This is a genomic window from Pseudobutyrivibrio sp. ACV-2, assembly GCF_900107545.1.
In the GTDB taxonomy this organism is placed as follows: Bacteria; Bacillota; Clostridia; order Lachnospirales; family Lachnospiraceae; genus Pseudobutyrivibrio.
The window spans coordinates 178,355-201,661 of record NZ_FNQZ01000002.1; the positions used below are offsets into that span (position 1 = coordinate 178,355).

A 23,307-nucleotide genomic window follows, 5' to 3' on the forward strand; every position below is an offset into this window, starting at 1 on the left:
GTCAACTATGCAGACAGATTCTACTCAACGAAAAGCCTTCTCGTTCATAATGCCATATTTATATGAATTTATGGTGAACATAAAAGAGCCACCGCTTAATGCGATGGCCCTTAAGATTATTTATTTCTTTGTGCTTTAACAAGAGCAAAAACCGATTGAAGGATGATGAAAACACATAATAGTGCTGCTGTTGCGATGTTTGCCCAGCTGGAAAGAAGCTTTCCATTTGTATTTACAAGAACAGTGATGGTACCATTAATGAGAACTCCAAATAGAGATCCAATAACATTTCCAACACCACCTGTAAGAAGGGTTCCGCCGATGACAGCTGATGCAATGGCATCCATCTCTAAGCCTTTTGCCTGGTTTACTGAACCTGACATAGTGTTAAGGCAATAGAGAATTCCACCGATTGAGCATAGGAAGGATGAAAGAATGTGTGATAACATTCTGGTCTTTTTTACATTGAGACCCATCATTGTGGCTGAAGTCTGATTGCCGCCTACTGCGTAGAGATTACGGCCAAACTTTGTATATTTTAACATTAGGAAGATGAGTACAAGGACTACCAGCGCAATGATGACTGTTGGTCTCATGTAAGGTACCACGATTTTACCGTGGCGGTTGGCTTTGCCCAAAAATTCAGGAAGGTTAATTTTTGAGTTTGCCCATGCATAAAACAGTGGATTATCTGCTTCAGTAATAGAAATCTGTCCTGAGCAGATAACGGCTGTCATGCCTCTTGCAAAGAACATTCCTGCCATGGTTACAATAAATGGCTGAATTTCCAAGTAGCCTACAAGGAAGCCCTGGACTAACCCAAATACAAGCCCTATTGCAAGTACAAGGATTACCATTGGGACTGCCCCTACATGCCACTCAGTCATACCATATACTAAAAGCATACAGTCCATAGCAATTACCGAACCGACGGAAATGTCAATTCCACCTGTGAGCATTACGCAGGTCATTCCGCAAGTGACGCAGATCAGACCAGCATTATTGATAAGGATGTTTAAAAATGTCTGAAGGTTACTAAATCCTTTATCCTGATAGATTGCGCAACCCACTGCATACATAAATACAAATAAGCATATGGTAATAATTATAAGTACTGAGTTAGAATCTAATTTCTTTTTTGTCTTCATTATGCTGCCTCCTTTACAAGTGCTGCCTTGGCATTTTGTGCCTTTTGAGCACGTCTTGCAGCCATGTATGCCTTGAAGGCTGGGGCCTGCACAACTACGATGATGATAACGATGATAGCCTTAAACACTGGGGCTTTATCAGTTGAAACACCCATTGCAAGAAGGGTGGTTGTGATAGCCTGAATAGTGTAAGCACCGATGATAGAGCCTGCTAAATTAAACTTACCACCGCCAAGTGAATTGCCGCCAAGTGCTACTGCAAGGATGGCATCCAGCTCATAGTTTAGACCAATGTTATTAGAATCAGCTGAATAAATTCTAGAGGATGCAACAATACCTGCGATACCTGCACATACACCACATACTACATAGCAGATAAAACAAATTACATCAGAATTAATACCAGAGATTCTTGCAGCACGGCTGTTAATACCTACTGACTGGATATACAGTCCAAGTGCTGTTTTTCTGAGCAATATTGCAACAACTAATATTACCACAACTGCCACAAACACAGGTGTTGGGATTGGACATCCCGGAATAAAATTACCCAGATATTTGTATGGCTCATATCGTATATACGTAATCTGGTTGTTGCAAAGAAGAAGTCCAATAGCTCTTGCAGCTGTGAACAAAATCAATGTCGCCACCATAGGTTGAATCTTTAGCTTTGCTACTAAAGCTCCGTTCATGGCACCACTGACACCGCCCATCAAAACACCAAATAGCATACCAACTATCATTGGAACTGCAAGTGTTGATACGGAATTGTTTCCATAGCCTGCTAGAAGCATACAACAGCTACAAGCTGAAAGTGACATTACAGAACCTACAGAGATATCTGTTCCTGCAGAAACTGCAACAACCAGGGTCTGACCGACAGCAAGGATAGCAATTTCAGAACCTCTGTTTAAAATATCAATTAATCTACCATACAAAACGCCGTGATTGATTTTAATCAGGAAAAAGTCAGGTGACTTTACCAGATTAATAAGCAGTACCAATATCATACAGAAGATTGGCAAGAACAGCGGCTTTTTCGTAAGCTTTCTTAAATTTTCCATTATTCTCCACCTCCTGCAATGGCTGCCATTACTGATTCCTGAGTCATATCACCAGAGATTTCTCCCACCTGAGCACCATCTCGCATTACGTACATTCTGGTGCAGGTGCGGAGCATTTCTTCGATTTCTGATGATATAAATACTATGCTCATGCCCTCCTCCTCTGCGAATTTGAGGGCAAGCTTTTGGAATTCAGTTTTAGTACCGATATCAATACCTCTTGTTGGTTCATCAAGAATTAAAAAGTCAGGATGTGTGCATAACCATCTGGCCAAAATTACTTTTTGTTGATTACCACCTGAAAGTTGATTTATAGGTGTCTCCCTTGAGGCTGTTTTAATCTGAAGCATTTCAATGAATTTATCCGCTATTTCATTTTGCTTCGCCACCGGAATCTTTTTAAACATTCCATTTTTTGCCTGAAGTGCAAGAATAATATTTTCCCTTACTGAAAGATCTCCGATACAACCATCAGCCTTTCTGTCATCAGGAAGATATCCCATGCCGGACTTGATTGCATCCAAAGGCTCCTTTATGCTGAGTTCCTTTCCATAGACCTTTAATGTGCCAGTCTGAGCTTTATCTGCACCATAGATGCAGCGAACCATCTCTGAACGACCAGACCCAAGAAGGCCAGTAACACCAACAACTTCGCCCTTTTTAATCTGAAAATCAAATGGCTTAATAGTACCCTTATGGCTAAGATTTTTAGCATCAATCACTACCTCCCCCGAAGTATTTGTACCACCCTCTTTTTTGATAGACGCCAAATCATCGAAATCCTTACCAAGCATTGCCGCTACAAGCTTGACTCTTGGCATCTCCTCAACTGAATACTCTCCAGCAAATTCACCATTTCTAAGAACAGTAATGGTATCGCATACCGCATATACCTGCTCCAGGAAATGAGTGACAAATATAATACCAACTCCCTTTGCTTTAAGGTCTCGCATAACCTTGAAGAGCTTTTCAACCTCATTATCATCAAGGGATGATGTAGGCTCATCCAGGATTAAAACCTTACAGTCCATATCTACAGCTCTTGCTATTGCTATCATTTGCTGAATAGCAAGAGAATAATTTTCGAGTGCCAGTGTAACATCAATTTTAATATCAAGACCATCCATTATTTCTTTGGCACGTTTGTTCATTGTGCGCCAGTCGATGGTGTTAAGCTTTGTCTTTGGCTCACGGCCAATAAATAAATTTTCAGCTACTGTTAAGTTAGGGCAAAGGTTTACTTCCTGGTAAACTGTAGCTATTCCCTTTTCCTGAGCCTCCAGTGTGGAGTGGTTTACAACAGGTCCATCAATGCCAGCCACATGGATTTCACCCGCATCTAATGAATAGACACCGGTAAGGACTTTGATTAATGTAGATTTGCCGGCGCCATTCTCGCCCATAAGCGCATGTATTTCGCCCTTTCTAAGGGTGAACTGGGCATTTGAAAGAGCCCTAACACCTGGAAAGGATTTGGAAATATTGCGCATGGTTATAAGTAAATTTTCATCCATAATCTTTCTCCGCTTATTTAATTAACTGGCGGTCTACTGTTTTTCCATAGGCCGAGGGTGTGTAGATCGCCATCAGTTCTTAAACAAATGGGGAAGGAAAATATCCTTCCCCATGTATAATTCGTATTTACGATTTAGTAGCTAGCCTGTGATGCAGCATCTGTTACAAGGATAAGGTCCTCTGTAACTTCTTCGCCAGCGTTGTTTGTGTATGTGATTGACTTAAGGATATCTTCTGCAACATACCATGGCTCTGTCATGAATGTCTGCTTTGCAACTGTCTCACCAGCCTTAAGAGACTTGATGATGTCTGCACAATAAGAACCCTGAAGTGGGTAGCACATGAAGTCTGCGTTGATGTCGCCACTCTCTACATATTCAAGACCTGCCTTGCAAGCATCGAAAGAGATAAGGATAACATCATTATCAACACCATAAGAAACACCAGCTGCCTTCATAGCATCCATAGCACCAAATGCTTCGTTATCATTCTGGCAAACAACTACGTTGAACTTGCCTTCATATGACTTGCAGTATGACTCCATAACCTGCTGTCCGCCATCCTGTGTGAAGTCACCATCCTGAGAATCAAGGATTGTCCAGCCTTCTGCATCTGCATATTTCTTGAAGCCCTCTGTACGTCCAATCTGAGCTGAAGAACCGTTAGAGCCTTCGATTACAAGGATGTTGAGATCCTTGATGCCCTTTGCTTCAGCGTATGCCTTGAGCCATGCACCAGATGCAAGACCTTCGTTCATGAACTCTGAACCTACCCATGAAACATATTTATCAGAATCTTCGATTGTTCTATCGATAACGATTACAGGAATACCTGCATCCTCGCACTCTGTAAGAACTGTATCCCAACCAGTTGAAACGATAGGGTCGATTACGATGTAGTCAACGTCATCCTGGATGAACTGTCTAACTGCTTCAATCTGCTTTGCAGAATCATTATCGCAGTCAACAAATTCAAGATCATATCCGTTAGCCTCTGAGAAAGCTTCCTGAACTGAGTTTGTAGAAGCTGTGCGCCAATCTGATTCGTGACCAACCTGAGCAAAACCAACGATGATTTTTTCTCCGTCATCTGTTGTAGACTCACTGCTTCCTGAGTCTGTTGTTTCAGCAGCTGTATCTGTTGTTGATGTGTCTGTTGTTGCACCTGCATCTGAGCCTCCGCAAGCTACCATAGAAGCTGCCATAAGTGCTGTTAGCATTCCTGCTACTAATTTCTTTTTCATAAGGTTTTCTCCTTCCTATTGTGGCCAGTCTGTCGTTCCCTGGCGCTTTATTTATCTGGGAATAATTTAGCATTAGGTAAATACAGTCACAATAAATTCACAGCAAATATCATTGATTCTATAGAACCAACAGTACCAATTTTTGCATGTTTGTATTTTTGCATACCAATCTTTTTAAAAAGCCGTATATTTGCGCTTTTGAGGGTGGAAAATTTTAAACAAATATATTAAAATTTTTAGATTGGTATGTATATCTATCTCACAATTTTCATACCAATTTCTTTTATAGTGTGATAGTATTGTGATATAAAAAGTGGAAACTCTTATTTAAATGGGGGATTATTTTATGATTCCAAAATATATAAGACTCAAAGAAATTATTAACGACAAAATCTCTAAAGGCGAATATCCTATAGGCTCTAAGCTTCCTACTGAGATGCAGCTGGCCTATGAGTATAATGTGAGTCGATCAACAGTGCGTCAGACCCTAGAACTTCTAAAGGAAGATGGTATTATCTCAAAGCGTTGGGGAAGCGGTAATACTATCATTTCTAAAAATAATACTTCGAAAAAAAATGTAGTAAAAATTATCCTGCCAGATAAGAAATATCCATTTTATGAAAACCTGGTAGAGGATATAGAAACTTTGCTTCTAAAAGAAGGATTCCAACCGGATTTTTGTGAGACAAAGGGAAGTGTAAACTCTGAAAGAGAATACCTTTCGTCAATGTTAAACGATGCCTATGGAGGACTTATTATACTGCCCACTCACTCTAGTGTAAGCTCTACAAATGCCGACTTGATGCAGATTTTATTAAAGAGGCAGGTGCCTATTGTCTTTATCAATTCTGCTCCAAAGGATATATATAACCCTACAGTGATTGCTGCCGATAATTATGCCAGGGGCTACTACATGGCCCGTAGCTATATAAACGAAGGGCATAAAAATATTGGAGGAATATTTTTACAGGATGATGTTGCATCCACTCTGGCATACTCAGGCTTTATTGATGCAATCCGCGACGCCAATTTATCTATTAATGATGCATACTTTTTATTTGTAAATTCCATTGATTTTCCTGGAATGCTCACCAGAGCAGAACATACTATAAATGAATTTTTAAGAGTTGCCTATCAGGATGCCTCTGTTATTTATGTAGATGATTTTACACTTTATCCAGAGGGTGCATATCCGGTTTACAGAAGCAACCTTCATTTATCAAAATCCTTTGGTAAAGAACTCGCCAAAGCTTTTATTGCATTAAAAAAGAATGGTAACAGTAAATCTATCACCATTCCTTATAAATAGTTTAATATTTTCTACCTTCGATAAAATCAGCAGTGAGGCTTTCCGAAGTGAAGTACTGCTCCTTCACATAGGTAATCTTTGGGACGGCCTCACCATTTTTTAGATGACTAATCAGATTATAAATATAGGGTCCCTGAAGTGGATTGCATTCCACTTCAGCGCTTATCTGGCCATTCATGCACATGATAAGTGCAGTGTTCACTGCATCGAAGGATACGATTTTTATCCCCGAGTCTGGTCCGTAGCTTATCCCCGCTTCGTTTAAAGCAGCCATAGCTCCAAAAGCTTCTTCGTCATTTTCGCAATACACTACATCGATGTTTTCTGCTCCAAGTTCATCAATGGCCATAGCCATTATTTCCCTGCCCTTTGCCTTGGTAAATTCTCCGCAGTCTTCGTATACTACCTTCCAGTTTTCATGGTCGCCAAGGCCTAGTTCAAGGGCGTGAGAGCGTCCTATCTGAGCTGAGGAACCTAGCGTCCCCTGGATGTGTACTATGTTTAAAGGTTTATTTGAATCTGGCTCAGAGTCTTCAAATAGCTTTTCCATGAGATAAACTGCACTCTCCCCTTCAGCCTTGAAATCTGAACCTACAAAGGCTGTGTACAGTGACTCATTTGAGACCACCACATTTCTATCGCAGATGATGACGGGTATTCCGGCTGCCTTGGCTTCCGAGAACACTGTGTCCCAGCCGGTTTCCACAATAGGACTGATTACTATATAGTCTACCCCCTGCTGGATAAAGGTTCTGATGTCTCTAATTTGATTATCCTGTTTTGACTGGGCATCCTTGTAAATGAGCTTGTAACCCTTGTCCTCTGTAAAGGATTCTTTTACCGAATCTGTTAGAGCCACTCGCCAGGCTGATTCAGCGCCTGGTTGTGAGAAACCTACTACGGTCAGGTCTGGGTTTTCATCATCTGTATCATTGGGTGCAGATTTTGATAGGCTGCAGGATATGGTGGTGATGGAGAGTAGGAGTAGTAATGTGAATGTTAGTATGGTTATTATGTGTTTTTTAGTCATTATTAGCCCTCATCCGTCAGCTGCGCTGACACCTTCCCCCAGAGGGGGAAGGCTATACCTCATCCGCCCCTCGCCGGGGTGGCAGATAATGCTAAAGCATCATCTCTTCCTCGCCGGGGTGGCAGATAACGCTAAAGCATTATCTCTTCCCTTCTGGCACCTTCCCCTCTAGGGGAAGGCTTTAGTTTCTTCTATTTTGGGTATTACGGCTGTTATGGTGGTGCCTACTCCTTCAGTGCTTGAGATGGAGAGGCCGTATTCTTCACCGTATAGCAGTTGCATTCTTTCGTGGACAGTTCTTAGGCCAAAGCCTACTTTTTCACCGTTGATGATGACCTTTCGCATTTCTTTAAGTCTTTCTTCGGTCATGCCTGCGCCATTATCTTTGACTGTTAGCTCTATTTTGTCTCCCATATCAATGGCTTCTACTTTTATAGAGCCCTTTTCACGTTGAAGCTTTATCCCATGATAAATGCTGTTTTCTACAAGGGGCTGAAGTGTCAGCTTTGGAATTGAATAAGGATATAAACTGTCCGGGATATTTACCTCATAATCCATTCGATCCTGATAACGAATTTTCTGGATGGAAAGGTAGCTTAAAATATGCTTTTGTTCTTCCTCTAGAGTAATGATATCCTTGCCTCGGCTGAGACAGAATCTGAAGAAATCAGAAAGAGCACTGACCATATTTATACTATCCTGCTTTTTGTCAGCCTCTATCAGCCAGATTATTGTGTCCAAAGTATTGTACAGAAAGTGTGGGTTAATCTGGGCTTGCAGAAGCTCCAGTTCAGCATGTCGTTTTCTTCTCTCTGCCTGTTTATTTTCCTGAATCAGAGTGTTGAGCTGACCTACCATTTCTTCAAAGCCATCGGATAAAGTCTGGATTTCTATGGCATCGGCTTCTACAGGCTGCTTCACCTCGAAGTCTCCACCCTTAATATCTCCTACACGTTTTAAAAGCTTTGCTATAGGAGCAGTAATTCTTTCTGTAATGCCTGAGATATAGGTGGCAACAAGGATAACCATTATGATAAACAAGGCCAATGTGCCATATATCATATATTGAAGCTGGGCTGTGAGCTCTTCCTGCAAAAGACTTAGATGTACAGACTCGTGATATAGATAATCATACATATAGGTCTGAATTAAATCCGTCAAAATATATATGTTGTTATCCAGCTGACTCATACTCTCATCATAGGAGCCTGCATCATCTATTTCATCCATGCGCTGCTCCAATGTGAGGCAAAGATTTCGCACCGATTTGATGGATTCTATACTTTTTTTATCACTGGTCTGCTTTAACAGTTCCTCTGCCAAAAGCCTGGCGTTTTCCACTTCATCAATAGGCTTGCCTACTGAATATGCGCTGTCGCTGACATAGTAAAACATCTTTAGGTCAACTTCGTTTTTAAAATCCTGGTTGAAGGCTGAAGCTGAGGTAACATTGTGCAAAATGGTATGATACTGATAGGCATACCAGCACAAAATACCTATGAGTATCGCAATTACGATACTCATAGGTATGAATATTACAGTTATTAATCTTCCAAGCATGATACTCATGTTGGATTTTCTTTTGGTCAATATTTTTTTCATAACTCTTGACCCTTTGCGCGAAACTCTTTAGGACTAAGACCATATGTCTTTTTAAAGATATAGCTGAAGTAGTGTGGGTCTCTATAGCCCACCTTTTCTGCAATCTCCTGGGATTTCTTTGAGGTGGTAAGAAGCATTTCTTTAGCCTGCTCCATACGTTTTGCAGTAATATATTCTACAAAGGTGGTCTTGTTTTCACGGGAAAACATGGCACTCAAATAACTAGGGGAAATATTTACTTCCTTTGCCACTTCATTAAGGCTGAGATTAGCATCTGAAAAATGCTCGTCCACATATTTTATGGCAGCATCCAGTTGTGACTGGGATTGTTTACCCACCTCATTTGTACGCTTTTTTATAGCGCAGGCAAACATATCCTTTACCAAATCTAACACATTTGAGGATTCAGCGTTTTCTAAACTTCTACGTATTTGCGAACCTAACACCTTATCAGGATCAAGATCTATTTTTCTCAAATAATCACAGACACACATATACATTGTCATAGAGAAATATTTGCAAAAGAGATTTGAATTCAAAGCATTTTTCGTCTGCTTTCCAATAATATTTTCAAGGAAGCTATCTATCTCTGATTCCATAGCGTTCTCAAGAAAAAGTCCTACCAGTCGCTGGTCTATTGCCGCTTTGTCGTTTTCATCGTTACTGCTGCGTATTTTCTCAATATCTTCATCTGTAAAAATGTGGCCTACCGTATTTACGTATCGACAACTCAGGCGTTTATTTGCCCTGTGGCAGGCTGCTGCAAATTCAGAAAGCCTGCTTATCACACCGCTTTCAGCCAGATACCAATTGATTTCATCCTCGTAAACCATGCATCTACGTTGAATATTTTCAAACAAAGTTCTGGTACGTGCATTAATATTTTCCTCGTCGCCTTTTACGATAATGGCGTAGGTATCCATGTTCCAATGGAAAACTATGTATTCAGGACAGCATCTCAAATACTGCATCAGCCGATCTGTAAGACGGGCTCTATGCTTAGAATAAGCAGGAGCTGCCACCTGTCCATTCATGGGAGTGAAATCAAGTAGAACCAGATTGTACTGGGTTGCATCAAGAGAAAGCCCCAGCTCCTCAGATTTTTCAAATATATCTGAGGTAGACATGGCGCCACTGACTAACTGATTAAAGAATCTTACCCTTGCGAATTGCTCGTATTCCTGACTTTCTGCTTTGAATTGTTCCAGATAATTATCTTTTTCATTTTCCTTGTCCAGCTTGATTTTCACATCGGACATAACATCAGAAAGCTTCCCCTTTGTGATAGGCTTCAGCAGGTAATTGTCCACACCAATGCCAATGGCCTCCTGTGCATAGGAAAAATCATCGAAGCCGCTGATGATGACAATGCGAGTCTCCGGCAGCTCCTTTTTTATAATTTTAGACAAAGAAATACCATCCATAAATGGCATCTTAATATCTGTAATAACCACATCCGGTTTACTCTGTCTAATCTTAGGCAATGCCATTTCCCCATCTGCTGCATCGCCCACATACGCAAAGCCACACTGTTCCCATGGAAAGCTGGCCTTCAAACCGTCGCGGATAACAATTTCATCCTCGACCAAAAAAACACTATACATTATTCCCCAAATATCCTTCTTAAATTATTGCTCTTTATTCTTCAAGTACGTACTAATCATTTGATACAGAAGCTCGGCTGTTTCCTCAACTCCCATAAGAGAGCTATTGATACAGATATCGTAGCCTCTGCTATCGCCCCATTTCATCTTTGAATAGTAATTGTGATATGCCTTACGCTTTTTATCATGGCGAAACATCTTTGCTTTTGCTTCTAAAATAGTGAGTTTGTACAGACGACTTATTCTTTCAGCCTTTGTCTTTTCATCGCCTCTCACAAATATAGAAATAAGAGCCGGATTGTCACGCAATACATTTTCTGCGCATCTGCCAACCACCACAAAGCTCTCTCCGCTTTCAGCCTTTTCACGAATAAATCTAAATTGAAGTTGGGCCACTGAATCCTGCATTGAAGAAGAGTGCTCACGGACGGTTCTAACCAGACCCCTACGCTTCATTTCTTCATGCTGATGTAGTGAATCTGCGTCAATACCGTTGCGCGCAGCTAGTTGATCCAACATATTTCGATCATATAGTGGCACATTAAATCGCTCCGAAAGTACGGTTGCTATCTCATGTCCCCCACTTCCGTATTCTCTTCCTACTGAAATGATAAACTGCCCCATAAACTAACCCCCTTCCAGTATCTCTCTATCTTTATTTTATTATATTAAGAAAAAGAAGTCGAGAGGCTACGCCTCAAGACTTCTTAATTAGTCAATAATTTTTATGCTTAATAGAGCTTTTGTAATGAATCAAAACTTATAGATATCTTATGTAAATATTTATCATAGAAACAACCAGCACGATAATGGTACCTGGTACAAGTTCTCTACAGTAGGTTGCCCAGCTGATTGGATAACCTTCCTTACCAGCTGTAGATATACCAACTACATTGGCGCTAGCACCGATTGGAGTCATGCTACCTCCGATGTCTGTACCTATAGCCAGCGTCCATGCCATTGTGGAAAGATCTACACCTGTAGTTTCAGCCAATGCATTTATAACAGGAATCATTGTGGCTGAGAACGGAATATTGTCGATAAATGCTGATGAAAATGCACTTACCCAAAGAATAATAGCTATCATAATGTGCTGATTACCACCTGATACTTTCGCTATAAAGCTTGCAATCACAACAAGTACTCCTGTCTCTTCAAGGCCTCCAACTACAACAAACAGACCTATGAAAAATAGAAGTGTATGATAATCGACTCTCTTTAAAAGTATAGGTGCCTTATGACCTGCTGTAATCAAAGTAATCGCTGCTATGAAAACACCTATGAATGCAACTGTGAGCCCCGTCATCGCATGAGTGATAAGCATGGTCACTGCCAGTGCAAATATAACAGTGCTTACAAAAAAGTCACGCTTGTTTTCTATTGTCGGCTCCACATTGATGGTACTGATATCTACCTTGTCCGCAGGGTCCTGGAGACGTTTTCTCATGGTGAAATAGAAATAAACAATGATAATCACCAAAGAGACGGCACCAATTACACCTGTATTTTCTACAAAATCTGCAAAGGAATAGCCAAGCGATGTACCGATGATGATATTTGGCGGGTCACCGCACATTGTGGCGCTTCCACCTAGGTTGGCACAAAAGATTTCGGCCATAATGACTGGAATCGGGTTAAACCTGAGGGTTCTTGCAAGTCTAATAGTGACTGCTGCAAGAAATAAAATAACTGTAATTGAGTCTATAAACATGGCAAGTATAGACGCAAGTACCATAAATGATACAAAAATTCTGGTAGGCTCATAATGGGCAAGCTTTGCGATTTTAAGGCAAAGCCAGTCGAAAAAGCCTGCCTCAGCCATGCCTTCAACCATTATCATCATTCCCCACAAAAAAATAATGGTAGCCCAGTTAATCCCAGAGGTTTGCTCGGCATGTTCTCCTGCTGCATACCAGAAGCTCGGTTTAAAAATGCCTTTCACTGCAAGAGTGTTTATAAATGCCTGCTTGTCATGCATTCCTATTCCAAAAACAAAAATGCTTGTCAGAACTCCACAGCCAAGAGTAACCCTGTGCTTGGGTATTTTGTCCCATACAATCATTGCAAACATAGCCACAAATATGGCTATAGCCAATATTTCCGCTAACATAAAAACCCCCTCCGTTTACATGTTTTACTGTAACTAATTGTAAACGAAGGGGGTATTATTTTGAATGAACATTTTGAGCTAAATGTTTGCCTGTTCCATCAATTTCTTCATAGCGCCTGAATTTTTTATTTCATTTAAAATATTGATGACTGCCTGCTGAAGCTCGCCAAGCGCAAGGTAAGGCCCTCTATTAAATCCTTTATAGATAATAGTCTTTGTTCCATCAATTTCAGTTTTGATGGTGCATAAGCCCTTATTTTGCAATTTTAAGGCTCGTTCACTGACCTCATTTCCCGGCTCAACCTTTGCGGTAACAACAGTATCTCCATTTTTATCCAATACGAATGAGCCCCACTTTTCGTATTTAATCATAGGAGAACCATAGAGATAAGCTTTTTCAACTACCGATACATATCCGTCTTCTTCAAATGTAGGCGGCACATTCATCATACTCTCTAAGAGCTTGTCAGGATCAAATCCAGGCATTATCAAATCACATCCTGCGTGAACATCTTCACCCTTATCTGACATTGAACCCCAGTCCGATAAAACGATTCCTGAGAATCCCCAGTCCCTTCTGATGATATCTGTGTTCAACACTTTATTCGAAGATATACACCTGCCGTTTATTTTTAGACTTGATGTCAATATGCCTGCTGGCTTGGTTACAAACTGACAGATGGAAAATGGTTTCAGATAAATCTCACCGAAGGTTCTTCTCTCAATGTTTATATTTACATTTTGATTTGACGAATCCTGATTGAAGACAGGTAAATTTTTAATGATAACGTTTCTGCCTTCGTAACGCTTTACGCCCATGATAAAGCCAGCCCCAAGCACTCCGGAAATGGTTGGGTCTTCACTGTAGAATTCGTAAGCCCTGTTCCACATAGGCTTTCTAGAAATATTTAAAGCAGGTGCCAGACAATAATCGATATCATGAGCCTCCATCTCTCTTCCGTATGCGCGCCCCATTCTAACCATGGCACTCATATCCCAGGTCTGCGCCATATTCATAGGAGATGGGAAGCAGGTGCAGGAAATACCAATGAGGTGTAATCCCGATGGACCATCTGCAATTTTGACACTAGGAATGCCAAGTGTATTTGCAAATTGATTGGTGGTCTTGGCTGCTATTTCTACACCCTTGGAATCAAAATTGAAGCTGAAAGTAAATCTGTTTTCGCTGGAAATTTTTGATTCCTCTGTGGCACCTACAACGATTCTGGCTAAAATCTCTGGAGAAAGCGAAGCTATAAATTCCTCCATAGATACCTTTTCCTTTATGACATCTATAAATGTGGCAGAGCCGCAAGGTTTGACCACCTCTATATTTTCCTTGACTCTGTAAGGGATATTGTAGGTGTTATCGTTTACATAGGAAATATATTTGCTGTCTTCCTGAACGTAGGTGGTAACCTCTCTGAATGGCTCTATAATCTTTTTTTCTGAATTGTATGCATCCCCGGAAAGTGAAGCAACTTTTATATAGCCAGTATCTACCGGCATCCTTGGAGGTGGTGTGAGGAACTCCATAGGCTTGGCGTTTTTCTCACTTATAGTTACACGCATGATAACTGTGCGTTTATCAAGCACCACCTTGGCTGCGATTTTGGTATCTCGGGAGTTGTCTCCTATCCTAAACAGATAATCTCCCTTTTCCATAACCCAGGCACCATCCTCATTGTCAAAGGATGTCAGTGTCATAATAGGAATCTTTAAAGTAAGCTCCTCTGATTCTCCAGGTTTAAGCTTTCCTGTTTTGGCAAAGGAACAAAGTATCTGATATGGCTTTTCTATCTCGCCTTCCGGCTGACTGCAATATACCTGCACAACATGGCGGCCTGCAACACTACCTGTGTTTGTCACCTTCACACGCATGATAATAGATATCCAGCTGGCCTCAAAATACTCTAAAGATGTGTCAAATGTGGTATAGCTCAGGCCGTAGCCAAATGGATATTGAGGTGCTACATCGAATGCATCAAAATAGCGGTACCCAACGTAGATACCCTCTTTGTAATCTATTTCACCTGCATCGTAAGACTTACCTTTTCTAGAGCCGTGCATGCAGGTAGAATAATCCTTGTATTTTTTTGCCCAGGTATTAGTCAAATGCCCACTAGGATTAACCGCACCTGTTATGACATCTGCAAGAGCATTTCCTGCTTCCATTCCGGCTATTCCCATAAAAACAATAGCCTTAACGCTTTTTAATCTTGCTATAGAAGCTATCTCCATCATCGGAGAATTGATTACCAGGATGACATTCTTAAATGCACCTGTTATCAAGCTAAGATTTTCCTGTTCCACCTGTGACAGATGATAAGGCTTTTCTGATACGTCATGACTATTCTCAAAGGTCTGCTGACGCCTGGTAACATATATACAGGTATCTGTGCCAATGATGGCTTCAGCCAAATCCGCAACAGAAATAGGAACTTCCTCAGCAAGGGTTCTCATGCCGGCAAACAACTTAGTGGATTTTGTATTCGGGCTGGACTTGTATGCCTTTTTAGTGGCCTTTTCCATTTTATCAAGCCATATATCCGTACTGAATGTGAAGCCATTATTTATAAGCCCCTGCTTAACATTTATATTTCCATCCGTAAATACGTAATTATAAAAAATGCCGCAAAAAACAGTGTCAACAGCACCTGCTCCAAACAAAGCAACCTTTCCTTTATTCATTGGAAGGATTCCGTTGTTTTTGAGCAGCACCATACTGTCGGCACCAAATGTACGGGCTAAATTTCTGTGTTCTGGAAAGTTCATCTTTCCACTTTTAGTTATGACTCCCTTAAGTTGTCGAAAATTCATGACATGTTGCTCCCTAACCCTTTTTTTCCATTATAAAGTATGATACTATTCTTTTATTTATAATCTGTGTATTTTTTGTTAAAAATATATACACATTTTTAAAATTCCGAGCACTTTATACACACTTTTTCAAAAAAGGAGAATATCTATGCTAAAAGACATGTTCGCTAAGGATTCATCACTCTCATTTGAGGTATTCCCCCCAAAAAAGGATGACGAATTTGAGAATTGCTACAAAGTGTTAGACTCACTTGCAACCCTTAACCCTGACTTCATAAGTGTTACTTATGGTGCCGGTGGAAGTCGCTCCAAAAAGACCGTCGATATTACAAGCTACATCCAAAACACACTAAAATTAGATGCCATGGCTCACATGACCTGTGTCGGTTCCAGTGAAGAGGATATTTTAGCTGTAACAAAGGATCTTGAAGCGGCCGGTGTTTCACATGTGCTCGCTCTTAGAGGTGACAAACCAAGAGATATGTCGGACGAACAATTTGAGAAACGTATCTTCCCTCATGCCACCGATTTGATACAGTTCCTTAATAAAAATACTAACCTTAATATATCAGCATCCTGCTATCCTGAAAAGCACCCAGAGGCTATTTCTATGGACTCAGATATTGCTTTTATGAAAATGAAGCAGGATATGGGAGCCAAGATGTTTATTTCCCAACTCTTCTTTGACAATGCAGATTTTTATCGTTTTGTTGAGCGCGCTTCTCAGGCTGGAATCACCGTTCCAATCGTTGCCGGTATTATGCCAATCACCTCTGCAAAGCAGATTGGTTCCACTGTCACACTGGCTGGTTCATCTGTTCCAAAGAAGCTTGCCGATATTTGTGCCCGCTATGGCGAGGACGCTGAAGCAATGCGTGCCGCCGGCATCGAATATGCTATCAACCAGATTCAAGACTTAAAGAGATGCGGTATGGGTCACATTCACATCTATTGCATGAACAAGGCTAAAATGACAGCCGAAATCTGCAATGCACTTTAATTATGTGAGGTTAATATTATTTGTGATATAATTGTAGCTGTTCAGGATTTTTCGTTCTGGACAGTTACTATTTTTTTATAAGGAAAAATTATGAGTAGACAAGATTTTTACAAAAAATGTAGAGAGGAATATCCTACTTTCACATATCAGGGCTATTCCTATGAATTGACAGAGTCGGAAATCAGCATGGTATTCGACTTTTCTATAGACGGACTATCAGAGTTTCATCCTACCTGGAAAATACCACGCATAAACACCATCGCAAATGTTGATGAAGCCCTTATCGATGATATGGTGTTTTCACTTGGCATGGTTGAGCTTGTCAGCTATTGGAAAATTGCATGTCCGCCTACTGTTATCATTAAGAAGAAAAGCATATCTGCTGACCAGGCCAGCTGGTGGAAAAAGCTCTATTTCAATGGTCTTGGAGAATTCTATTATACCAATGGGATTGACGAAGACTTTGACGAGTTCATGACTATCAAATGTGAGAGCAAGCCTTCAGGCAGAGTGATTGAAAACCATTCCTCCCCATCAGTTTTTGGTGATAACAAACCAAAGGTCATGGTACCTGTAGGTGGTGGCAAGGATTCTGTAGTATCTATTGAGCTATTAAAGAATAATGCAGATATCTATTGCTATGTCATTAACTCAAGAGGCGCCACTGACTCAACAGTTCAGGTGGCTGAGCTTACTGAGCGCACCATTTATGCAAAGCGTACCCTGGATAAAAACATGCTTGATTTAAATGCAAAGGGATTTTTAAATGGGCACACACCATTCTCTGCTTTGGTTGCATTTTCAAGTATCATTGCAGGATACCTAAATGGGCTTTCATATGTAGCCCTTTCAAATGAATCCAGCGCCAATGAATCTACTGTCCTTGACAGCTACGTAAATCATCAGTACTCAAAGAGCTTTGAGTTTGAAGCTGATTTTAGAAACTATGAAAAAAAATTCATCGGCTCTGGTGTATATTACTTTAGCTTTTTACGTCCACTTTCAGAGCTTCAGATTGCCATGCTGTTTTCACGTTTTAAGAAATATCACGGCATTTTCAAAAGCTGTAATGTAGGCAGCAAACAGGATATATGGTGTGGTCACTGCCCTAAGTGTCTGTTCGTATATATCATTTTATCTCCGTTCCTCAGTATTGAGGAATTAGATACAATCTTTGGCAAGCGACTCTTCGAGGACGAAACAATGATGGTGGATTTCGACAAGCTTTGCGGAATTCTGCCTGAAAAGCCATTTGAATGTGTGGGTAGTCGTGATGAGGTAAATGCTGCAATCACTGAAACTATTAGTAAATATGCCGATTTACAGATTCCTCTTCCTACCCTTTTAGCTCATTATCAGGATGAGGCAGTTGTACCAACGATTGACTTTAAGAAATACGTAAGTCAGTTCGCATCTGAGCATGCCTTGGATGAATATTTTGAAAATATAATAAAGGACGCTTTAGCAAATGAAGGAAACAATTAGAGATTTAGTTAAAGATAAAAAGGTACTTATTCTTGGATTTGGTCGCGAGGGCCAGTCAAGCTTTAGAATGATTTCTTCTGTAGGAGGATTTACATGTCTTGACATCGCAGATGCCAATGCGGTGAGCTCTGACCTTACAGCAATGCACAATGTTATCACAGGTGCAGGATATCTGAATTGTCTGGATGACTATGACGTAGTATTTAAAAGTCCAGGAATTGTTCTTCCAAAGGATATAAATGAATACAAATGCCACATAACCTGTCAGGCTGACCTTTTTCTGCAGGTTTTTGGTGCGCAAACTATAGGAATTACAGGAACTAAGGGAAAATCCACAACTTCTTCACTTTTATATCATATACTCAAGACATGTGGGAAAGATGTGCTTTTCGGCGGGAATATAGGTCTTCCTATATTTGATATCACAGACCAGATTCATCCACGCACTATTATTGTGTTCGAGCTTTCCTGCCATCAGTTAGAATATGCACACTATTCTCCTGCCAAGGCAATCCTTTTAAATCTCTACGAGGATCACTTAGACCACTATGGTTCAGTAGAAAAATACTGGAAAGCAAAGCAAAACATTTATCGTAATCAGGACTATAATGACTATCTGTTCTGTAATCCTGAATTTCTTCCAGCAAAGGGAGATTGCAAATCTACTATCGTAAAGGTTAGCAGTGGTGATTTACCGTTTGCATCCTTTGACGAAATACCAGGTGTTACCCTTAGAGGCACACACAATCTTTTCAACACAGCATTTGTATATGATGTATGCAGAAGATACGATATTTCAAATCAGGAATTTATGGATGCCCTTGCTACATTTAAAACACTTGCCCACAGATTACAGTTCATCGGCAAGCTAGACGATGTAGATTACTATGATGACTCTATTTCCACCACCGTAGAATCTGCTATCAGCGCCATTAAAGCCATCCCAAATGCTGGTACTATTTTGCTTGGTGGAATGGACAGAGGTATTGATTACGATCCTCTTGTAGAATTTTTACAGACTAGAAACCTTGAGCATATCATCTTAATGTATGATAGTGGCAAGGTATTACTTGATAAATTAAGCAGTGTGGCATCAGATGCATTTATGGAGCATGTTCATTACATAGAAGATCTTGGTGCTGCATGTGAATTTGTAAAGAGCAATGCCAGCAAGGGAACTGCAGTTATTCTTTCTCCTGCTTCTGCAAGCTACGGAGTATTCAAGAATTTCGAGCAGCGTGGTGACTTCTTTAAGGAGCATATAGGCTTATAATTTTTTATGAGGTATAACGATGGGACGACGGTCAAAATCGGATTTTTTAAAAGAAAAGGGCCCAGCAGTTAAACACTGTACCAATTGTGGATGTAGAATTCCTTTAAGTTCTGAGTACGAATTGTGCAAGGAATGCATGAAAAAGGAGCTCTTTCCAAAGGTAAAAGATTATATAATTGAAAACGAATACGTAAACGAGATGTTACTTGCCGCAGAGCTCGGCATCGACAAATCAATCATTCATGAATGGATTCATGAAGGTCACTTAGAATATAGAAAAAATAATTTTCCAAAACAATAATAGAGGGGCTTCAATGCCCCTCTATTATTATAGTTTTACAATCGGCTGTCGTGACAAGTGAAATAAATCGTCTGTCGCTGTTCAGCTATTTTGCTAAGGAGTTTTAATGACTCCTTTATTTTTTTGTCATCAAAATTGGTGAATGGATCGTCCAAAATAAGGATAGGCTTTTCTTCTGGATACAGTACATCCACAAGAGCAAGTCGTGAACACAATGCCACCAGATCCTGATATCCCTGAGAGAGGTATTCTCCGCTCTTGGTGTTGCCTGAATAGGAAAGCTTTATATTCAAATCCATATCCAGCTCAAAATCCTCAACAGCGTAACCTGAGTTTGTACCACCTGGGCCATCTATAAGACCTAAATATTTATGCAAACCATTTTGAAGCGGCTGCATGTATTTTGATAAAAAGCTTTCTCTGGCTTTCTGCAGCAAATCCTCTGTTTTAGAAAGAACTGCAGCATTTTTCTTGTATTCCTTTTCAGTAGCTTCAAGACGCTCAAGCTGCTCTGATACATCTGAAAGTCTTTCAACCTCTTCAAGTGAGCTGGAAAGATTTTCCTTTTCCTGCATTATCTGACGATTGATTTCCATAATCTGGTCATCCAAGGCTGTCTGCTGTCTCTGTAAATCGTCTACAGACTGAACCTGTTCGTTCACATCATATTCTGCTTCGAATTTGCTTATTTCAGCCTTTAAGGCACCTATTCTCTCAGCTATAGCCTCATACTCACGCTTTTTGATACCGATAGTCTGTACCTGTTCTGTGCGCTCTAGTGAAGCATCCACCGGGAATCTGGACAGCACATTTTTAATATCAATGTCGAGAGTACGAATAGTATTTTCATGTCTAGCAATGCTTTCAAGCTGAGCAAGGTACTCGCTGTATCTGTTGGCATCCTTTTTCAGCTGAGAGAGGAATTCGTATTCTCCACCCATGTCGTAAAGATTGATGCCATAAGCAGATGCAAAAGGTTGAATCTTGGTGTAAAGCTCAAGCTGTAAATCGGCCAGTTCATCAAGTGTACCTTCAGCCTCCTGATGACGTGACTGTTCTTCATCTAACAGGTGTCTATACTGGTCAAGCTTGCGCCTGATTTCATAAACATTTTCCTGCATGGAAGATGCTCTGGTTAAAAGGAAATTCGATAGGAATTCCTCACACTCTTCCTTTAATTCGTTCAGTTCAAGCTTTGTTTCTTCAAGGGCTTCCTGCTCATCTGAAATACGGCCTTCAATTTCCAGTTCTGATGCAATTCTTGCATGATATGCTTTTCGGCCTGTGATAATAAGTATTATGACATCTAATATGCTGGCGATGAAGCTACCATATTCGATGATTCTACCAAGCTCATTGTCCAGGAAATTGGTAAATAGAATTCCTGTGAGAATGAAAATGATAAGAAGTATAGTACCTAATATATGCCAAACATTAATGCTCTTACTTTTCTTGTGCTTTTCATCAGCAGCCTTTTCTGCCTGCATCATCAAAAGTCGCTCGTTACTTTGATCTACACGGGCTTCTAGTCCTGTGATAAGCGTAGTCTGTCTTTCTATATGGGCCAACTGCTCGTCTGTAGGCACCAGCTTGTCAAAGAAAAACTTAAGCTCTGTCAGCTGGCGGCTGGCATCCTCTGATAGTTTGGAGTGCTCTGCTTTTGCTCTAAGCTCTGCAAGATTGGCTGCCATTTTATTCCATAGGGCAAATTCACTATCATCTGGGATTTTGTTTTCAAATGGTTTTTCAAACACAGGAGTTTCCTTTTCCTGCTCGTCGGTGAGTCCCTTTACTGCACGCTCATGAACAGCCAAATCTCTGTCGGTCTGTTCAAGCATGGCGATTTCTTCGTCAGATGGAACTCCTGCTGCAAAAAACTCATCTAAAACTGCTATTCGCTCCTGCTCATTTTTAAGTGTGTCAATGCGGGTGCGATAGGCTCCAAGCTCCTGCTCTCTTTTACTCTGTAGCTGAATTGTTTCTGCGAGTTTTTGCTTTTCAGCCTGTAGACGGCCTAAGGTATCCTGTTTTTCCTCAACAAGACAGCTCATAGCCTCCACACTCTCTTCCAATGCTGGGAGCTTTTCGTATTCTTCTTTTAATTTGTTTATTTCATTTTTGATGCTGACAAGCTTGCCAGGGTTGACCTTGCTGTTTCTGGTGTAGCTGGTTCTGGCATCTTTTATACTCTTTAAAGCCACATCGAAATTGCTGATGTCATCCTTTGCAGCTGCAAGATTTCCCATTTTTGCATTGAGGGAATCGGTCATGCCAGTGCCAAGAGACGTCTGCGGAATATAGACACTTTTTTCAAAGGAATCCCTATCTACCCTAAAGAGCTCTTCACCGATGTTTTCTGTAAAATCTAAAGATGCAAGTCCGGTAACATTGTCATATAAAGCAAAAGTGTCATCCTTGTCTGTCTGACCGAAGGTGCGCTCTATTCGATACTCTTTATCCTTGGTGGAAAATACGATGTTTCCGCCACATACACTTCCATCCCATGGAAGATAATGGTTACGTTCAAGCAGCTTCTTTTTCGTGTTTGGTGAATATTCAAGGCCGTAAAACATAGCCTTCATAAATACAGAAAATGTGGTTTTACCCCAACCATTTTCCTGAAGAATAGAATTAAAGCCATCTTTGAAATCGTATTTAAAGTTGTTAATTTTGCCAAAATGGGCTATATGGCACGATATTAATTTCATTCTATATCCTCCCCCATTATGGCTCTAATGCCAAGTTCTATTATTTTTGCTTTTTCATCTTCGTTCATGTCCTGAGCCTGAACCAAGCGGACAAACTCTCCCTTTAGGGATTTGTCGTACTGGAAGCTGTCGTAATCTACCAGTGTTTTGGTATGGTCATAACATTTCACGAAAAAATATTTATTTTCAAACATTCTGACGAAGCGGGCTATATCAAGCTCGTCATCAAGCTCACGCTCTCCAGTGAGAACGAATTTAATCAAATCCTGGGGATCCACATCATCAAGACGTCTCTTGGCTTTAGCTACTGTGGCCTGAATGTCCATCTCGGCTGTAACAGGGACTTCTATCTCATGAAGTCTGCGCTTTGCAAATGGAATAAACTCAGACTCAATATGACCATCATTTATTTCAAGAACCACAAAGCCCTTGTCTCCTGTCTCGTCAAAGCCTCGGCCCTCAAGACAGCCTGGGTAGCAGTAAACTCCTCTGTCATCAAGCTGTTCATATATGTATTTATGAATGTGACCAAGGGCAAGGTAATCTATGAATTTGCCCTTTAGGGCAGTGGTGTTTATAATCTCCGCTCCGTCCTTGCCGTCGTAGTCAGACTGCTGACCGTGAAGCATGACGATATTGATAGCTGCAGAATTAAGTACCAGACGCTGTGCCAGGGTAGAGACATTGGAAGAATTAATCTCCATTCCTGAAATAACCACATCGTCGCATTCGTAACTAGTCCAGCCCTCATCTGAAAACATATGAAAATTGGCAGGTATTTCATCTATACCTGGCTCCATAAAATCACATCTGTCATGGTTGCCCTTTAAATAGTAGAATTCAATCTCTGGATGCGACACAATCTGCTCTACCACACGCTTTTTTACTTCCTTGCGAATGTGGGTTTTGTCGAACAAATCTCCGGCAATGAGAATCGCCCTCACATCATTGTCATGGGCGTACTCTACCATGCGCTCGTAGGTTTCAATTAACTCTGAGCGCCTGAGAAGTGCCTGTTCTTTATCTAAATTGCTTTCCATTTTGGAGTCTAGGTGCAGGTCTGCACAATGAATAATACGCATAGTTTCTCCCTAA

At 40.6% G+C, this 23,307-nt stretch carries 17 protein-coding genes; 5 read left to right on the forward strand and 12 right to left on the reverse strand.

Features of this window, described 5'->3' with window-relative positions:
- Window positions 1-116 precede the first annotated feature (116 nt).
- From BLV53_RS03585 to BLV53_RS03600, 4 genes are all read right to left on the reverse strand, one after another.
- On the reverse strand, window positions 117-1,148 hold the full coding sequence (locus BLV53_RS03585; RefSeq protein WP_090297161.1) for an ABC transporter permease subunit: 1,032 nt from the start codon (window positions 1,146-1,148) through the stop codon (window positions 117-119).
- Window positions 1,148-2,212: an ABC transporter permease gene (locus BLV53_RS03590; protein ID WP_090297165.1), complete on the reverse strand. Its 1,065-nt coding sequence runs from the start codon at window positions 2,210-2,212 to the stop codon at window positions 1,148-1,150. Before BLV53_RS03590 ends, BLV53_RS03585 begins: the two co-directional genes overlap by 1 nt.
- Window positions 2,212-3,726 carry a sugar ABC transporter ATP-binding protein gene (locus BLV53_RS03595; protein WP_090297169.1) on the reverse strand — a complete coding sequence of 505 codons (1,515 nt, stop codon included), beginning with the start codon at window positions 3,724-3,726 and terminating at the stop codon, window positions 2,212-2,214. The genes BLV53_RS03590 and BLV53_RS03595 overlap by 1 nt, the downstream gene beginning before the upstream one ends.
- A 134-nt stretch (window positions 3,727-3,860) precedes the next feature.
- Complete coding sequence (locus BLV53_RS03600) at window positions 3,861-4,970, reverse strand: ABC transporter substrate-binding protein (protein ID WP_090297172.1); 1,110 nt, start codon at window positions 4,968-4,970, stop codon at window positions 3,861-3,863.
- A 346-nt stretch (window positions 4,971-5,316) separates the two neighbouring features.
- On the opposite strand from BLV53_RS03600, the gene BLV53_RS03605 reads away from it, so the two are divergent.
- Window positions 5,317-6,279 carry a GntR family transcriptional regulator gene (locus tag BLV53_RS03605; protein WP_170830740.1) on the forward strand — a complete coding sequence of 321 codons (963 nt, stop codon included), beginning with the start codon at window positions 5,317-5,319 and terminating at the stop codon, window positions 6,277-6,279.
- 1 nt (window position 6,280) lies between these two features.
- On the opposite strand, the gene BLV53_RS03610 is transcribed toward BLV53_RS03605, so the two are convergent.
- The 6 genes from BLV53_RS03610 to BLV53_RS03640 form a co-directional block, all read right to left on the reverse strand.
- Window positions 6,281-7,309 (reverse strand): ABC transporter substrate-binding protein, encoded by a 1,029-nt coding sequence (locus tag BLV53_RS03610; protein ID WP_090297177.1) that lies wholly within the window; start codon window positions 7,307-7,309, stop codon window positions 6,281-6,283.
- 168 nt (window positions 7,310-7,477) lie between these two features.
- Window positions 7,478-8,911, reverse strand: coding sequence for a sensor histidine kinase (locus BLV53_RS03620; protein ID WP_090297181.1), 1,434 nt, complete (start codon window positions 8,909-8,911; stop codon window positions 7,478-7,480).
- Window positions 8,908-10,515, reverse strand: a complete 1,608-nt coding sequence (locus tag BLV53_RS03625) for a response regulator transcription factor (protein WP_090297184.1) — start codon at window positions 10,513-10,515, stop codon at window positions 8,908-8,910. Before BLV53_RS03625 ends, BLV53_RS03620 begins: the two co-directional genes overlap by 4 nt.
- A 24-nt stretch (window positions 10,516-10,539) precedes the next feature.
- Window positions 10,540-11,139 carry a cytidylate kinase-like family protein gene (locus BLV53_RS03630; protein ID WP_090297187.1) on the reverse strand — a complete coding sequence of 200 codons (600 nt, stop codon included), beginning with the start codon at window positions 11,137-11,139 and terminating at the stop codon, window positions 10,540-10,542.
- 136 nt (window positions 11,140-11,275) lie between these two features.
- Complete coding sequence (locus BLV53_RS03635; RefSeq protein WP_090297190.1) at window positions 11,276-12,625, reverse strand: ArsB/NhaD family transporter; 1,350 nt, start codon at window positions 12,623-12,625, stop codon at window positions 11,276-11,278.
- Between the two features lie 78 nt (window positions 12,626-12,703).
- On the reverse strand, window positions 12,704-15,445 hold the full coding sequence (locus BLV53_RS03640; protein WP_090297192.1) for a glycoside hydrolase family 3 protein: 2,742 nt from the start codon (window positions 15,443-15,445) through the stop codon (window positions 12,704-12,706).
- 148 nt (window positions 15,446-15,593) lie between these two features.
- On the opposite strand from BLV53_RS03640, the gene metF reads away from it, so the two are divergent.
- The 4 genes from metF (at window position 15,594) to BLV53_RS03660 (ending at window position 19,504) form a co-directional block, all read left to right on the forward strand.
- Window positions 15,594-16,445, forward strand: coding sequence for a methylenetetrahydrofolate reductase [NAD(P)H] (metF, locus tag BLV53_RS03645; RefSeq protein WP_090297195.1), 852 nt, complete (start codon window positions 15,594-15,596; stop codon window positions 16,443-16,445).
- A 90-nt stretch (window positions 16,446-16,535) separates the two neighbouring features.
- Window positions 16,536-17,930 carry a MurL-like N-terminal domain-containing gene (locus tag BLV53_RS03650; protein ID WP_090297197.1) on the forward strand — a complete coding sequence of 465 codons (1,395 nt, stop codon included), beginning with the start codon at window positions 16,536-16,538 and terminating at the stop codon, window positions 17,928-17,930.
- A complete protein-coding gene (gene murD / locus BLV53_RS03655; RefSeq protein ID WP_090297201.1) occupies window positions 17,914-19,203 on the forward strand; it encodes a UDP-N-acetylmuramoyl-L-alanine--D-glutamate ligase in 1,290 nt (429 codons plus the stop codon). The genes BLV53_RS03650 and murD overlap by 17 nt, the downstream gene beginning before the upstream one ends.
- 19 nt (window positions 19,204-19,222) lie before the next feature.
- Window positions 19,223-19,504 (forward strand): hypothetical protein, encoded by a 282-nt coding sequence (locus tag BLV53_RS03660; RefSeq protein ID WP_090297204.1) that lies wholly within the window; start codon window positions 19,223-19,225, stop codon window positions 19,502-19,504.
- A gap of 35 nt (window positions 19,505-19,539) precedes the next feature.
- Here the strand turns inward: BLV53_RS03660 and BLV53_RS03665 are convergent, their stop codons facing one another.
- A complete protein-coding gene (locus BLV53_RS03665; RefSeq protein WP_090297207.1) occupies window positions 19,540-22,212 on the reverse strand; it encodes an AAA family ATPase in 2,673 nt (890 codons plus the stop codon).
- The gene (locus BLV53_RS03670) at window positions 22,209-23,294 is read right to left on the reverse strand and encodes a metallophosphoesterase family protein (RefSeq protein ID WP_090297210.1); all 1,086 of its coding nucleotides are present in this window, start codon (window positions 23,292-23,294) and stop codon (window positions 22,209-22,211) included. The genes BLV53_RS03665 and BLV53_RS03670 overlap by 4 nt, the downstream gene beginning before the upstream one ends.
- Window positions 23,295-23,307 lie beyond the last annotated feature (13 nt).